A 14816-nucleotide genomic window follows, 5' to 3' on the forward strand; every position below is an offset into this window, starting at 1 on the left:
ATGGAGTGCAGTAAGAGAGTCCTGATTCAGAATCGTCTGGGACTGCACGCCAGAGCAGCAGTAAAACTGGTTGAGCTGGCGCAGAGCTTTGACGCAGACGTCACCGTCTGCAACGAAGAGCAGAAAGAGATGGGTGCAGACAGCGTGATGGGGCTCATCATGCTTGAATCCGCCCAGGGGCAGTATGTCACCGTCCGTTCTATAGGAAGCGAAGCCCAGCAGGCTCTGGACGCCATTTGCCATCTGATTGAAGATAAGTTTGAAGAAAACGAATAGTTAAAGGTCACTTTTTGAGCTATTAGAACACCTGACTTCAGATTATTTTGTCACCGTAATAAGATCTTATTAAACAGCTACTAAAATTAAGCTATTATTCAGTCTATTAGTACTTTATTGCGGAGGGGAGAATGGCAGAGCCGTTACTAGAACTCGAACAAACGCCAGAAACTCATCAAATCCTCCAGGAAGTTACTGATGCCTTAGATAATGGCCGCTTTGTCCATGTCCGCCGTCAGTTGCAGGATATGGAACCGGAAGATATCGCACACCTTCTGGAAGCCTCCCCGCGTAAAGCCCGTGATGTTTTATGGCAGCTCACCGACCCGGAAGATTACGGTGAAATCCTTGATGAGCTGAACGAAGACGTAAAAGACAGCCTTGTATCCAAAATGGCCCCGGAAAAGCTTGTGGAAGCAACCGAGGGGATGGATACCGATGACATAGCCTACGTCCTTCGAAGCCTTCCTGATGATGTCTCCAGAGAAGTTCTGTCCCAGATGGACCTTGCTGACCGACTTCGGGTAGAAAAGGCCCTTTCCTATCCTGAAGATACCGCTGGCGGGATCATGAATACCGACGTAACCACAATTCGTGGCGACGTTGACGTAGATGTAGTCCTGCGTTACCTGAGAATGAAGGGTGAACTGCCGGATGTTACCGATGCGCTGTATGTGATTGATGAAGAGAGCCGCCTGATTGGCCACCTGTCCCTGACAACACTTATCACCACTCAGCCTGACATTCAGGTCAGTGAAGTGATGGACGATGCCGATGAAGCCATTCCCGTCGAAACCAGCGACTCAGATGTCGCTAAGCTGTTCGAACGCCGTGACTGGGTATCAGCACCGGTTGTCGACGAAAACCAGCACCTGGTGGGCCGTATCACCATCGATGACGTGGTAGATATCATCCGTGACGAAGGTGACCACTCCATGATGAGTATGGCCGGTATGGATGATGACGAAGATACCTTTGCTCCTGTCATCAAATCTGCCAGAAAAAGAAGCATCTGGCTGGGCGCAAACGTCCTGGCCGCGCTGGCGGCAGCCTCAGTTTCCAATATGTTTGAAGAAACGCTGGATCAGATGGCAGCAATAGCCGTACTGATGACCATTGTTCCGTCCATGGGTGGTGTTGCCGGCAACCAGACCGTTGCCCTGGTGATCCGTGGCCTTGCCCTGGGACAAATCGGTGACAGTAACAAAAGAGAACTTCTGCTGAAAGAGGCCGGAATCGGCTTCCTGAACGGCATTTTGTGGGCCTGTATTATCGGCGGTATCGTCGTGGTCTGGAAAGGCAACTGGCTGCTGGGCGGTATCATCTCCGCTGCCATGATGACCAACCTTCTGGTGGCAGGTATTGCTGGCGTTGTTATCCCGGTTCTGCTTAAGAAGATGAAGATAGACCCTGCGCTAGCCGGAGGAATGGCGCTGACGACGGTTACGGATGTTGTGGGGTTGTCGGTGTTTTTGGGGTTGGCTACGATATTTATATAAGGGCTATGGGGCTATGGGGCTATGGGGCTATGGGGCTATGGGGCTATGTTGATCCCAAGTTCATTTCATGTCAAGGAAGGCCTACCCGGCTTTTCCCTATAGCCCTATAACCCAAAAAGGGCGAAGCCCGCCCCCATAGCCTGAACAACTATTCTCCAGCCACCTTCATAGCTTCGATAATCACCGAACCAGTCTGAATCTGAGAACGAGTTTCCGTATCGCTGCCAACCGCGACGATATTCTGGAACATATCCTTCAGGTTGCCTGCAATCGTCACTTCTGAAACCGGGTATTTGATCTCACCGTTTTCTACCCAGAAACCGGCAGCACCCCGGGAGTAATCGCCTGTTACTGTGTTCACACCCTGTCCCATCAGCTCTGTCACAAGGAAGCCTGTATTCAGCTCTTTCAGCATCTGATCGAACGTCTGGCCTGTTGATGAAACATACCAGTTGTGGATACCACCTGCGTGGCCTGTAGGATCCATATTCATCTTTCTTGCAGCGTAGCTGGTCAGCAGATAGGTTGCCAGAACACCGTCATCGATGATCTTGCGGTCGATCGTTGCCACACCTTCACTGTCAAACGGACTGGATGCTAGTCCTCTGAGTACATGAGGCTTTTCTTCAATACTGAACCAGTCTGGCAGGACTTTCTTGCCAAGATGGTCGAGCAGGAAGGAAGATTTCCGGTACAGGTTACCACCGCTGATAGCCATAACCAGATGACCCACAAGGCCTGTAGCCACATCGGCGGCAAACATAACCGGGAACTGTCCGGTTTTCAGTTTTTGAGCGTCAAGGCGGCTAACTGTTTTCTCAGCTGCTTTTAAACCAACAGACTCTGGCGTCCAGAGCTCTTCAGCACGGCGTGAAACAGAGTAGCTATAGTCGCGCTCCATTACCCCGTTCTGGCCTTCACCAATTACACAGCAGCTAACGCTGTGACGGCTGGAAGGATAGCTGGCAAGAAGACCATGGCTGTTACCGTAAACTTTTACACCATAGTGGCTGTCGTAGCTTGCACCGTCGCTCTGTTTGATCCGGTCGCTATACTCCAGCGCAGCCTTCTCTGCTGAAATCGCAATAGCGGCAGCGTGATCCGGCTCAGGCTCATCCGGGTGGAACAGATCCAGATCCGGGATATCCTTGACCATAAATTCTTTTGGTGCCGGGCCTGCGCAAGGATCTTCAGAGGTGTAGTTTGCAATATCAAGCGCCGCTTCTACCGTCTGCTTGATGGCATTCTCGCTCAGGTCAGAGGTAGAGGCGCTGCCTTTTCTGTTTCCGCGGTATACCGTGATGCCCAGGGCACCGTCACTGTTGAATTCCACATTTTCAACTTCGCACATACGAGTTGAAACGCTGATGCCCGTTGTCTTGGTAATTGCCACTTCCGCCGCGTCTGCGACTCCGGTAGCCATGTCCAGAGCTTTAGCTACCGCACCTTCGAGCTCTGCTCTCTGGTGGCTAATCTGTTGTTTTACGTCCATCGTAATTCATTCTTTATTAACTGCTTAGCTATAGAATAACAAGGTTTTCGCATTCTCCCCATAAATCTTGCTAAAATAGTGGAATATCTCTCCAGATTAATACGAGAACGACAAAAAATGGCACGTAAAAACCAAAAAGCCCCATGGGAAGAGGAAGAAGAGATCATCTGGGTAAGTAAAACCGAGATGAAAAATGACATGGAAGAGCTGCAGAAGCTGGGTGAAGAGCTGGTTGATATCAAACCTCAGCAGCTTGAAAAGTTTCCGCTGCCCGATGACCTCAGAGAAGCAATCGCAGACGCACAGCGCTTTAAGAACGAAGCGAAGCGCCGCCAGCTTCAGTACATTGGCAAGTTGATGAGAAACATCGACCCTGAGCCAATTCAGGCCGCTCTGGATAAACTGAGAAATAAACACTCTCAGGCAACCGCTGAGCTGCACAAACTGGAAAAACTACGCGACAGACTGGTTGAGGAAGGCGACTCAGTAATCAACGAGATCCTGGAAACTTATCCTTCTGCTGACAGACAAAGGCTCCGCCAGCTATACCTTCAGGCCAACAGAGAAAAGAAAGCGAATAAACCGCCTAAGGCGTTTCGTGAGATTTTTCAGTTGTTGAAGGAGTGGAATGAGGGGGAGTTTTAGATATAGCTCTGCTACAGGGCTATGAGACTATGGGCTATGGGCTATGGGGATGTTACTCTAAGTATATTGAACTTCAAGCGACATCACCTACCCCGCTTTTCCCTATAACCCTAAAGGGCGAAGCCCGCCCCCATAGCCTATAGCCCAAATTCAGCTATTCCGTCCCCCCGACCGTAATCGAGTCCAGCTTCAACGTTGGCTGGCCAACTCCAACCGGCATACTCTGCCCTGCCTTACCGCAGACCCCGACACCCCGGTCGAGACTCAGGTCATTGCCGACCATAGAGACCTGCTGCATGGCTTCTATACCAGAGCCTATCAGAGTGGCACCTTTCACCGGGCGGGTGATTTTGCCGTCTTCAATCAGATAAGCTTCTGAAGTTGAGAACACAAACTTGCCTGAAGTGATATCCACCTGACCACCACCGAAGTTTGGTGCATACAGGCCTTTCTTAACTGTCGAGATGATCTCTTCCGGAGAGTGTTCGCCCGGCAGCATGTAGGTATTGGTCATTCTCGGCATAGGAAGATGTGCGTAAGACTCACGGCGGCCGTTACCGGTAGGATCCACACCCATCAGACGGGCATTTAGCTTATCCTGCATATAACCTTTCAGCACGCCATTTTCAATTAGCGTGTTGTACTGGCCTTCCACACCTTCGTCATCGATATTGATTGAACCCCGGCGGCCGGCCATGGTTCCGTCGTCAACAATAGTACAGAGATCTGAGGTAACCTTCTCTCCTACTTTACCGGAGAATACTGAAGAGCCTTTACGGTTAAAGTCGCCCTCAAGGCCATGGCCTACAGCCTCATGTAGAAGCACACCCGGCCAGCCGGAACCCAGTACCACCGGCATAGTACCAGCCGGTGCTGAATCCGCGTCAAGGTTAACCATTGCCTGTCTGATCGCTTCATCAGCATAGAAGAACGCGACCTTGCGGCCATCTTCGTCGGCTATAAATTTTTCATAGGTGTAACGGCCACCACCACCTGAGCTTCCGCGCTCACGCCGGTCACCTTTCTGTGCCAGAACTGTCACCGACAGTCTTACCAGCGGGCGGATATCAGCAGAATAAGTACCGTCTGTCGCTGCAACCAATACCTGCTCAAACACACCGCTCAGGCTGATAGAGACTTCCTGAACCAGAGGCTCTTTAGTGCGGATATAAGCATCGAGCTCTTTCAGCAGATCGATTTTCTGCTGCTTCTCAAGACTTTCCAGCGGATTGTCAGCGCTGTAATTGATCTGATTTGAGTGACGGGAAAATGCCTGAAGCTTGCCACTCTGGCCTGCATGAGCAATGCCTCTTGCGGCTACCGCGCTCTGCTTAAGGCTTTCAGCATCAATCTGATCTGAATAGGCAAACCCTGTTTTCTCGCCGGAGATCGCCCGGACACCGACACCTCTGTCGATATTAAAAGAGCCGTCTTTGATAATACTGTCTTCCAGCACTAATGACTCATGCCAGCTGGACTGAAAATAGACATCGGCATAATCAATCTGACGTGTAGCTATGGTTGCCAGCGTGTCAGTAAGATCCTGCCCGGACAGTCCTGTTGGTGAAAGTAGTGCCTGTTCTACACGGGTAATTGTCATTATGTGCCTATATTAATTTTTAAATATTGAAGTGAATCGTGCATGCTCTGCTAAAGGCATATTGGCACGAACTGACTTTGTTATGTTGTGATCAATGGCAGAAACCAGTACGCCTGCCTTCTGGTCAAGCTGCATAGCAATATTGCCCCATGGATCGATAATCATGGAATGTCCCCAGGTCTCCCTCTGGCAAGGGTGGACGCCACCCTGCCCGGCAGCAATAATCCAGCACTGGTTTTCAATGGCTCTGGCTTTCAGCAGAGTCTCCCAGTGCGCTTTGCCTGTTGTTGCGGTAAAGGCGGCCGGAACCAGAATCACATTAGCACCCTGATGCCTGAGCTCAGAAAACAGGTGCGGAAAACGGACATCATAGCAAATAGTTAGGCCGATACGTCCAAGCGGTGTCTCCACCAGAGAGACCCGGTTTCCGGAGGCAAAGGTCTCCGACTCCCGGTATCTTGAGTGGTTATCGGCGACATCTACATCAAACATATGCAGCTTGTCATAATAAGCGGCTAACTCGCCATCCGGTGCATATACCAGAGTTGTGGTGGTCACACCCACTTCCCTCTTGATCGGCATACTGCCAATCACCAGCCAAATCTGATACTGCGCCGCAAGCCGGGCAAGTTCATTTTGAACCGGGCCGTCACCAAGAATCTCTGCATGCCGGTGGTAGTCCGCTTTATTACCAAAAACCAGCGCATTTTCAGGAGTCAGCACAAGCGACACACCTGAACTTGCCAGCACTTCCAACTGGGCTTTTATATAGTTCAGGTTCTTTTCCGGTTCCGGTCCGGAAGTCATCTGGATTATTCCGACTTTTTGCATGACTCCATCTCCTACTTGTTACGTTTTTTCAGCTCTTCAGGTACGGTGTACTCGCCCTGATTACGCAATACTTCTTTTACTTCCGGTGCATCCAGCGGACCTTTTACCTCATAACGTATTTTAGTAAATACACTCACAACAGGTGAAATTACCTTGGAAATGGCAAATACCAGAACCGCAGTCTGAGGCGTTACCGCAAAGGCCGTGATTACCGGTATACCCGAAGTTAAATCAGGGACAAACTCCACCTCCGCATCCACAAGGCGGCGGACAAGGTCTGCATTACCTTTTATGGACATATCCCCGGCCATGGCATCCATCTGGATATCAGAAGTTTCAAATATACCATTGGTTATTTTGCCGCTGCCTGTAATGGAATTAAAAGCAAGACCTTCATCAAACACATCCGAGAAATCAAGCTGCATTCGGCGGATAATGGAGTCCAGGCTGAACAGGCCCAGCAGTTTAGCGGCACCACTCACATCACTGATAACGCCTTTACCAAATTCTGTGCTCATACTTCCGTTCAGCGTTTCCACTTTTGCAGCCCACGGTGAGCCCTGCCAGGACATCTTACTGCTAATCTCAAAAGGCGCTCTCTGGATGCCGGAACTAATGCCGAACCGCTCCATCAGCTCGGTGTTATCTTCACCTTTAAGGAACATTCCGAACGTAGAACGGCTGTCGTTTTCTGTCAGCTCCCACCAGCCGTTTAATCTTACCTGATTACTGCCACTTAAAAACTCAGCGTTGTTCCATACCAGCCGGTCTCTCTGCCGCAGCAGATCAACATTTGCTGTCCCCACTTTGTAACCCTGAATCCATAAATCATCGATAGACAGATTCAGGTTTGGCATTGTGCGGTGGAAAGTCCGGTCGAACTCAGTGATCAGAGGTTCATCTTCATCTGACTCAACAATTGGCCTGTCATCTTCTGACTGATTAAGTGCCGGAATATAGACATGCAGACGCTCAAGATCCACGCTTAAGTCATTAGAGTCTAAATAGGTTGCCTTCCCTTTTACCTCCGAGCTTTCCGCTCTCAGCTTCCAGGCATTACCTTTTTTCTTACCGGTAAAGCTGACGTCATTCCAGTCAATGGTGGCCAGCTTCATGCTCTCTACGCTGATGTTTATCCGCTCCGGAGCAGGGATCTCAGGGGTATTCATCTGGCTAAGCTGAGCAGTGTTCTTCTGACCATGGCTTCCAAATACAATATCCAGCCACCGGTCCATATCGATCTTGTCAGTACGCACCGTCAGATGATGCCCCACGATAGGACTGATTTTATAAGCGCCTTTGCCCAGCAGGATATTGGTCGCTTTCAGCACAGGTCTGTCGCCGGTAATATCAATCTCGGTCTGATACTTAGCTCCCGGAAGCTGAACCCTGGCGGAAATGCTCTCCTGATTACCTGAAGCCTGCATTCTGGCCGTCCACTTTTCGCCCAGAGCTTTTGCTAAAGGTGCCGGATACTGGCTGGTGACAAATTCCAGATTCGCTTTAGTGTCTATCTGATAGGTAAAGCCAATATCACTTAGCTGCAAGTCGATATCCATCGCCCAGGGCGCATGCCCCTGCAGTCTTTCCATCCAGCCACCACCGATGTAAGGAACAAGCGGAGCGGCTTCCCAGTCACCAACCAGGTCGATATTTACCCCATAACCACTGTTTTGATTCTCACCTTTAAAGTCCAGGGAGACAGGCTGGTCCAGCAAAATGGCTGAGAGTCCGGAGGTGCTGACAACATCGTTATCAAACAACACCTTTCCACGCGCTTTCTTAAGTGTCATGGCCGGTGTTTTTACATTGATGGTATTCTTGTTCAGCTCAGCAAAACCCCAGGCACGCGGCTCTTTCTTAGCGCTAAATGGGATGTTGAGCTTAAATTCAGAATGAACGTCACCCTGAACCTGCACGGCTGTCAATGCTGCACCGACTGAATCAACCAGCGGAGTAGACATCATATAGTCGCGTACGGCATTACCTTTAGCATCGGCAACAACATCAATCTCAATAGCGCCGCTCGGGCCAAGATGCTTAACCTTACCGGTTATCTTTTTGGCCAGCACATCCATTGTCTTCGCTGAGTTTGACTTCAGGTACATGGACTCATTTTCAAAAAGCAGATCCAGTTGCAGATCTTCAACCACAGGCCAACTGGTTAAAAAGCTAAACTGGGCATCTTGCAGAGCAACTTTAGCCTGGAACTGGCCATTATTATTTCTGTACGGGAATGTTTTCAGATCGCCATACCAGAGGATTTGAGCGGTTTCTGCCCTGCCCCCCTGAATCGCAGTTGAAAGATAGTTGGTCAGGTTCTGTCCCAGCGCTCTGGTGGGCAGATAACGCCAGGTTTCTCCCGCCTTATCCAGATCGGCTTCTGCATAAATGGAAAGGAAAGCAGGCTGGTCCTTAGGGAAATCCAGTCTGAATTCACCAAGAGCCTGAACATCCGGGCTGGCAACAAAGACTTTATCGGACCAGAGTCTCCAGCCGTTTTCATAGGATTCCCAGACAATATCCACTTCGCCCTTTTTGATTTTCAGCGGTGCCTGAAACACATCTCCGTATGGGAGGGTGTCGTCAATAAGAGTCAGCTTAGCCTTAGCTTCATTCTGATTACCGAATACCAGCGCCTGTAACTCATGAACTTCAGGCAGCAGATACCACTGTTTAAGCCCGCCCTGAGTTAAGGAAGCCGAATATCTGATATCCCCAGAGTCAAAATTTCGGCCAACACGGATATCCTCAACAATACCTTTAGGACCGAGTTTATTAATCCACTCAGAGACTGATTCAGACTCAGGCATTAAATGCACCAGTGGAAGCAGCGCCTCAATATCCAGCTCAGAAAGATTGAGCTGCAGTTGCTTGTTATTCCACTCCATAGCCAGATCAAGCTCCGGCCACTCTTCATCATCGGTTCTAAGAAGAAGTGAATGCCCACTAACACGCAGACCGTTTTCTGCGGTAGGGCTTAGCTTTAACACGCCCGTTTCAAGAAACAGAGAGTGCTGATCTTCCTGCTTTTCCCAGTTCAGCTCGGAAGGAAGAAACTCTAAGTAGGCATCAACCGGTTTGCTGCGCTCAAAACTCAGCCAACTGTTAAAGCTGAGCTGTCCGCTGCTGATGCCGGTTTCTCTGGTCAGATACCTGGTCAGCCACGGCTTAACCTGCAGGTTTTCTGACTGGATGTAGAAATCACCCGAGATATCTAAAAAGCTGCCGTGATCTTCAAAGTCGGCGATAACGGCCAGGCTGTTGATATGCGTATCGGAAATACTGACAACACCATCCAGCTGATGCCTTTTTTCCCTGTTTCGCCATTTCAGGGATTCAATATCAATCTGGCGGATATCACCGGTAAATGACTGGTATTTGATACTTGAGTCAAGCAGGGTGAAGTCCTGGAACTGTCGTAAAAGCAGCTTATCCAGTTGCCTCAGTGTCTTTGATGCGTTGTTTGAATTCTTGTTTTCACCGGATTGCGAACCGGTTCCCGTATTGAGCAGGTTTATTCCGCTGATATCCAGCTTCAGACCATGTCCGTTCAGAATGGCAACCTGGGGCTTGAGGGTAAACAAAGTATCAAACAGATCCAGCTCCAGCTGAACCTCTTCAACGGAAAAGGAGACAGAGTTTGAGCCCTCAAACTGCGCTTCCAGATTTTCAAGAGAAACGGAGGGGTGAGTGTTCCGCCAGTAGCCTTTTACGCTGCTGACTTTAAAAGGGATACCTGTCTGCTCCTTAACCCAAAACTCAATTTCACTCTGGTAGGTATTCAGACGGGGGAGCGCAACGCGCAAAGCAGTAACAGCAATGGCGAGCATCACCATTGCTGTTACTGTCAGCCAAAGTACAAAACGCCCAAGACGGGCAATAAACATAGCCACAAAGGCTCCATTACATCATGACAACGTCAAACTGTTCCTGAATATAGAGAGGTTCTCCCTGAATCTTTACCTGCTTACCGATAAAGACTTCCAGTTCAGCCAGTGCATGAGACTCGTCGCCTTCCAGTGTTTCTGCCACCGCCGGCGATGCGTAAACCACAAACTTATCCGCATCATAAGCTCTGTTCACACGGGTGATTTCACGCAGAATCTCATAACAAACCGTTTCAATGGTCTTAACTGTCCCTCTCCCCTCACAGGTTGGACACCCGGTACAGAGAACATGTTCAATACTTTCTCTGGTTCTTTTTCGTGTCATCTCAACCAGGCCGAGCTGGGTAAAGCCATTGATATTGGTTTTAACTCTGTCCACAGAGAGCGCCTGATCCAGAGACTGCAGAACCCGGTTTCTGTGGTCCTCTGATGCCATATCAATAAAGTCGATAATAATAATACCGCCCAGATTTCTCAGGCGAAGCTGACGGGCAATGGCCTGAGTCGCTTCAATATTGGTATTAAAGATGGTCTCTTCCAGATTACGGCGGCCGACAAAAGCACCGGTATTAATATCAACCGTGGTCATCGCCTCTGTCTGGTCAATAATCAGATAACCTCCGGACTTGAGATCAACTTTACGCTCAAGGGAACGCTGAATTTCATTTTCAGCATCGTGCATATCAAAGATAGGCTTGTCACCCTCATATAACTCTAGCTTATCCGTCAGCTCGGGAACAAACTCTGAGGTAAATTCTTTAAGGGTTTCAAAGGCAAGACGCGAATCCACCTGAATGCGGTTCAGCTCGGTGCCGACAAAATCACGCAGAATTCGCTGAGCCAGCCCCAATTCTCCGTACAGGGTTGAACGGGTTTTGTATTTCGCTTTTCGCTCCATGACTTTAACCCAAAGCCTTTTCAGGAACTGAGCATCCTGAGAAAGTTCAGTATCATCCGCGCCTTCTGCCGCAGTACGAATGATAAAGCCACCGTTTTCATCGCAATAAGGGATTACGTTCTTTTTAAGACGTTCACGCTCTGCTTCACTGTCAATTCGCTGCGAAACCCCCACATGGCTGGCACCCGGCATAAAAACAAGGTAGCGGGAGGGAAGCGTAATATCAGTGGTCAGTCTGGCACCTTTGGTTCCCAGAGGATCCTTGACCACCTGAACAACAATGTCCTGTCCCTGGCGGACAAGCTCAGAGATATCACGAACCTGAAACTGTTGTTTCTCGTTTTCAGAGACACATTCTGTGTGAGGGACAATATCTGAAGCGTGCAGAAAGGCAGCCTTTTCCAGGCCGATATCAACAAAAGCAGCCTGCATTCCAGGCAATACGCGGGACACGCGGCCTTTGTATATGTTTCCGACTATTCCCCGGCGAGACTCGCGTTCAATATGAACTTCCTGAAGGATGCCGCCTTCAATCATAGCAACCCTGGTCTCACTTGGGGTTACGTTAATAAGTAACTCTGCACTCATAAAGCGCCCCTCAATAATTTATAAAAAATGGTGCAGGAGCTGGTCAGTTTCCATCATAGGCAAGCCAACTACCGCGTGGTAACTGCCTTCAATTCTTGAAACAAATCGTCCGCCGATGCCTTGAATTCCGTAGCTTCCTGCTTTGTCGCATGGTTCACCAGACTCCCAGTATTGTCTGATTTCTTGTTCTGTTAGTTGTTTAAACCATACGTCTGTAATTATCAGTTGAGTCTTGCTCTCCTGATGACTCATCACTGTTACCGCCGTCATTACCTGATGCTTCCTTCCGGACAGAGACATCAGCATTCTTGACGCATCAGCAAAATCTTCTGGCTTCTCCAGCACCAGCTCACCCTGAACCACTATGGTGTCAGAGCCGATAACAACGCATTCACCCTGGGTTAAAGCAAGCCCGGCTTTGGCTTTCTCAAAAGAGAGGCGCTGGACATATTCCTGCGGTGTTTCGCCGCTCAGGCGTGCTTCTTCAATATCCGGAATAACCGTCTGAAAGTCATAGCCCAGCAGTGTCAGAAGCTCTTTTCTTCTTGGAGAGCCCGATGCTAAATAAAGCGCTTTATCAGCTGGCATTTGCTTTACTCCATAACCAACAAATCATGATTATTTAACGGATATGCCAGTGACGGCGAACTCTTCTGAGCAACAGGAACATCCATGGCCATAGAATACAGTTTACTAGACCCGCCCAGTAAGACATGGGATCAAAGGTCACATCCTGAATAAGAAACTCACCGCCAAACTCCAGCATTTTTGCCGCAACGGTAAAGAAGCCAATCAGTATTGCCTGCTGCCACAGCGCCATATTACGCAGCACCAGAAAGTTGGTGGCCACAATAAAGGTCATCACTGACATAACAATGCCGCGAATGCCAAGCGTTGAGCCCAAGAGCAGATCCCAGAACAGGCCCAGCATCAGCGCTGTACCCACATTCACTCTGTGTGGCAGTGCCAGAACCCAGTAAAAAGTAACCAGCAGCAGCCAGGACGGACGCAGCAGGTCCAGTTCACCCGGCCAGGGAATGGTCTGGAAAACCAGAGCAGCAAGAAAAGTCAGCCAGATAATACCCTTTCCGCGAAGCAGGCTATTTCCCATCTGAACCACCCTCTTTATTCTCTAACGTCTCCAGCGATTCTTTTACATGATGCTGTCTGTCTTCATTCGGCCAGATAAGCAGCAGGTATCTCAGACGGTCAAACTGCACAGCCGGTGTGGCTTTGATATAAGCAAACTGGCGGGTATTGTCGTTCTGTACCGTCTCAACATAGCCCACCGGATAGCCTTCAGGATAAACACCACCAAGACCGGAGGTTACCAGCATATCGCCGACCTGAACATCGGTGCTCAGCGGAATATGCTCAAGGAAGACGGAATCTATGTCGCCGTTACCGGAAGCAATAACCCGGATATCGTTACGCACAATCTGAACCGGAATTGAGTTGTTTGAGTCCACCAGCAGCAGAACACGGGCATTGTGCGAAGCAACAAATGTCACCTGACCGACAATCCCTCTTTCGTTGATCACCGGCTGACCGATATAAACCCCGTCCACATGACCTTTATCAATCACCACCTGATGCCGGTAAGGCGAGGAGTCCACCGCCATTACTTCGGTAACCACTTTTTTCTCATCACGGACAAAAGAGGATCCCAGCAGTTTTCTCAGACGCTGGTTCTCTTCTTTGTACTGGTCAAGCAGCACAACATCGCTCTTAAGACGCAACATTTCATTCTTAAGTGATGCGTTGTTTTCGATCAGAGTTTGCCGGAAATTAAGGCGTTCATACAGGTCATCAAACATGACCCTGGGAAGGTTAGCCAGATACTGGATAGGAGCGACCGCACTGTTTAGCACATAACGGACATTATAAAACGCATCCATACGACTATCAGCCAGCATAAGGCTGGCTGATAATAGAACGGATAAAACTAGCCGTAGCTCAAGGGATGGTCCCCTGCCGAAAATCGGTTTCATTCCAAATCACCAAAAATCGGATTGCGAATGAAATTACTCTTCACTGAAAAGATCGCCACCATGCATGTCGATCATTTCAAGTGCTTTACCACCGCCACGTGCAACACATGTCAGAGGGTCTTCAGCAATAACTACAGGAATACCGGTCTCTTCCATCAACAGACGGTCAAGATCTTTCAGCAGTGCACCACCACCGGTCAGAACCATACCGTTTTCAGAGATGTCAGCAGCCAGTTCAGGCGGACACTGCTCAAGCGCAACCATAACCGCCGAAACGATACCCGTCAGAGGCTCCTGAAGCGCTTCAAGGATCTCGTTTGAGTTCAGAGTAAAGCTGCGTGGCACACCTTCAGCAAGGTTACGGCCGCGAACTTCTATCTCTTCCACTTCATCCCCCGGATAAGCAGAACCGATCTCGTGCTTGATCTTTTCAGCGGTTGCTTCACCAATCAGGCTTCCGTAGTTACGGCGAACATAGTTGATAATCGCTTCATCAAAGCGGTCACCACCGATACGGACTGAAGATGAGTAAACCACATCGTTCAGAGAGATAACCGCAACTTCAGTGGTACCACCACCGATATCGATTACCATAGAACCGGTTGGCTCAGAAACGCGCAGACCAGCACCGATAGCTGCCGCCATTGGCTCATCGATCAGATAAACTTCACGTGCACCGGCACCCAGTGCAGATTCTTTGATCGCACGGCGCTCAACCTGAGTAGAACCACAAGGCACACAAACCAGAACGCGTGGGCTTGGTTTCAGTACGCTGTTGTCATGCACCTGCTTGATAAAGTGCTGAAGCATTTTTTCTGTTACATAGAAGTCAGCAATCACACCATCTTTCATCGGGCGGATAGCAGAAATAGAGCCTGGAGTACGACCCAGCATCTGCTTAGCCTCATGACCAACCGCTGCAACGCTCTTTGCGCCGCCTGCTCTTTTCTGGCTAATTGCTACTACAGATGGTTCATCAAGGACAATGCCCTGACCTTTTACATAAATAAGAGTGTTGGCAGTACCTAAATCAATTGACAGGTCATTTGAAAACATGCCACGAAGTTTCTTAAACATACTCTTCGCTCGTTGGATAATATTAGAAG

12 protein-coding genes are annotated in these 14816 nt (G+C 49.3%); 3 read left to right on the forward strand and 9 right to left on the reverse strand.

Annotated elements, in window-relative coordinates:
• Together L3Q72_RS12985 and mgtE are read left to right on the forward strand one after the other, a co-directional pair.
• A complete protein-coding gene (locus tag L3Q72_RS12985) occupies nucleotides 1-276 on the forward strand; it encodes an HPr family phosphocarrier protein (RefSeq protein ID WP_275130356.1) in 276 nt (91 codons plus the stop codon).
• Nucleotides 277-407: 131 nt separating this feature from the next.
• Nucleotides 408-1775, forward strand: a complete 1368-nt coding sequence (mgtE, locus tag L3Q72_RS12990) for a magnesium transporter (RefSeq protein WP_275130357.1) — start codon at nucleotides 408-410, stop codon at nucleotides 1773-1775.
• 148 nt (nucleotides 1776-1923) lie between these two features.
• Here the strand turns inward: mgtE and pmbA are convergent, their stop codons facing one another.
• The gene (gene pmbA, locus L3Q72_RS12995) at nucleotides 1924-3267 is read right to left on the reverse strand and encodes a metalloprotease PmbA (RefSeq protein ID WP_275130358.1); all 1344 of its coding nucleotides are present in this window, start codon (nucleotides 3265-3267) and stop codon (nucleotides 1924-1926) included.
• 117 nt (nucleotides 3268-3384) lie between these two features.
• Between pmbA and yjgA the strand changes: the two genes are divergently transcribed.
• Nucleotides 3385-3912: a ribosome biogenesis factor YjgA gene (gene yjgA, locus L3Q72_RS13000; protein ID WP_275130359.1), complete on the forward strand. Its 528-nt coding sequence runs from the start codon at nucleotides 3385-3387 to the stop codon at nucleotides 3910-3912.
• Between the two features lie 154 nt (nucleotides 3913-4066).
• On the opposite strand, the gene tldD is transcribed toward yjgA, so the two are convergent.
• From tldD to L3Q72_RS13040, 8 genes are read right to left on the reverse strand one after another with little or no spacing between them, the layout of a single operon-like run.
• Nucleotides 4067-5512 (reverse strand): metalloprotease TldD, encoded by a 1446-nt coding sequence (gene tldD / locus L3Q72_RS13005; protein ID WP_275130360.1) that lies wholly within the window; start codon nucleotides 5510-5512, stop codon nucleotides 4067-4069.
• A gap of 12 nt (nucleotides 5513-5524) precedes the next feature.
• A complete protein-coding gene (locus L3Q72_RS13010) occupies nucleotides 5525-6343 on the reverse strand; it encodes a carbon-nitrogen hydrolase family protein (protein ID WP_275130361.1) in 819 nt (272 codons plus the stop codon).
• 11 nt (nucleotides 6344-6354) lie between these two features.
• A complete protein-coding gene (locus L3Q72_RS13015; RefSeq protein WP_275132112.1) occupies nucleotides 6355-10233 on the reverse strand; it encodes a YhdP family protein in 3879 nt (1292 codons plus the stop codon).
• 16 nt (nucleotides 10234-10249) lie between these two features.
• Nucleotides 10250-11719 carry a ribonuclease G gene (gene rng / locus L3Q72_RS13020; RefSeq protein ID WP_275130362.1) on the reverse strand — a complete coding sequence of 490 codons (1470 nt, stop codon included), beginning with the start codon at nucleotides 11717-11719 and terminating at the stop codon, nucleotides 10250-10252.
• A gap of 18 nt (nucleotides 11720-11737) precedes the next feature.
• Entirely contained in the window at nucleotides 11738-12307 is a 570-nt protein-coding gene (locus tag L3Q72_RS13025) for a Maf family protein (protein WP_275130363.1), read from the reverse strand.
• Nucleotides 12308-12341: 34 nt separating this feature from the next.
• Nucleotides 12342-12830: a rod shape-determining protein MreD gene (mreD, locus tag L3Q72_RS13030; protein ID WP_275130364.1), complete on the reverse strand. Its 489-nt coding sequence runs from the start codon at nucleotides 12828-12830 to the stop codon at nucleotides 12342-12344.
• Nucleotides 12820-13710, reverse strand: coding sequence for a rod shape-determining protein MreC (gene mreC, locus L3Q72_RS13035; RefSeq protein ID WP_275130365.1), 891 nt, complete (start codon nucleotides 13708-13710; stop codon nucleotides 12820-12822). Before mreC ends, mreD begins: the two co-directional genes overlap by 11 nt.
• Before the next feature lie 33 nt (nucleotides 13711-13743).
• On the reverse strand, nucleotides 13744-14787 hold the full coding sequence (locus tag L3Q72_RS13040; protein ID WP_275130366.1) for a rod shape-determining protein: 1044 nt from the start codon (nucleotides 14785-14787) through the stop codon (nucleotides 13744-13746).
• Nucleotides 14788-14816 lie beyond the last annotated feature (29 nt).

This window comes from Vibrio sp. JC009, assembly GCF_029016485.1.
Lineage (GTDB): Bacteria > Pseudomonadota > Gammaproteobacteria > Enterobacterales > Vibrionaceae > Vibrio.

Excerpts from the sequence above, each read along its gene's own strand:
- yjgA (WP_275130359.1), top strand. The coding sequence starts at position 3,385 with ATGGCACGTAAAAACCAAAAAGCCCCATGGGAAGAGGAAGAAGAGATC.
- mgtE (WP_275130357.1), top strand. The coding sequence starts at position 408 with ATGGCAGAGCCGTTACTAGAACTCGAACAAACGCCAGAAACTCATCAA.
- rng (WP_275130362.1), bottom strand. The coding sequence starts at position 11,719 with ATGAGTGCAGAGTTACTTATTAACGTAACCCCAAGTGAGACCAGGGTT.
- mreD (WP_275130364.1), bottom strand. The coding sequence starts at position 12,830 with ATGGGAAATAGCCTGCTTCGCGGAAAGGGTATTATCTGGCTGACTTTT.
- L3Q72_RS12985 (WP_275130356.1), top strand. The coding sequence starts at position 1 with ATGGAGTGCAGTAAGAGAGTCCTGATTCAGAATCGTCTGGGACTGCAC.
- tldD (WP_275130360.1), bottom strand. The coding sequence starts at position 5,512 with ATGACAATTACCCGTGTAGAACAGGCACTACTTTCACCAACAGGACTG.
- pmbA (WP_275130358.1), bottom strand. The coding sequence starts at position 3,267 with ATGGACGTAAAACAACAGATTAGCCACCAGAGAGCAGAGCTCGAAGGT.
- L3Q72_RS13040 (WP_275130366.1), bottom strand. The coding sequence starts at position 14,787 with ATGTTTAAGAAACTTCGTGGCATGTTTTCAAATGACCTGTCAATTGAT.
- L3Q72_RS13010 (WP_275130361.1), bottom strand. The coding sequence starts at position 6,343 with ATGCAAAAAGTCGGAATAATCCAGATGACTTCCGGACCGGAACCGGAA.
- L3Q72_RS13015 (WP_275132112.1), bottom strand. The coding sequence starts at position 10,233 with ATGTTTATTGCCCGTCTTGGGCGTTTTGTACTTTGGCTGACAGTAACA.
- mreC (WP_275130365.1), bottom strand. The coding sequence starts at position 13,710 with ATGAAACCGATTTTCGGCAGGGGACCATCCCTTGAGCTACGGCTAGTT.
- L3Q72_RS13025 (WP_275130363.1), bottom strand. The coding sequence starts at position 12,307 with ATGCCAGCTGATAAAGCGCTTTATTTAGCATCGGGCTCTCCAAGAAGA.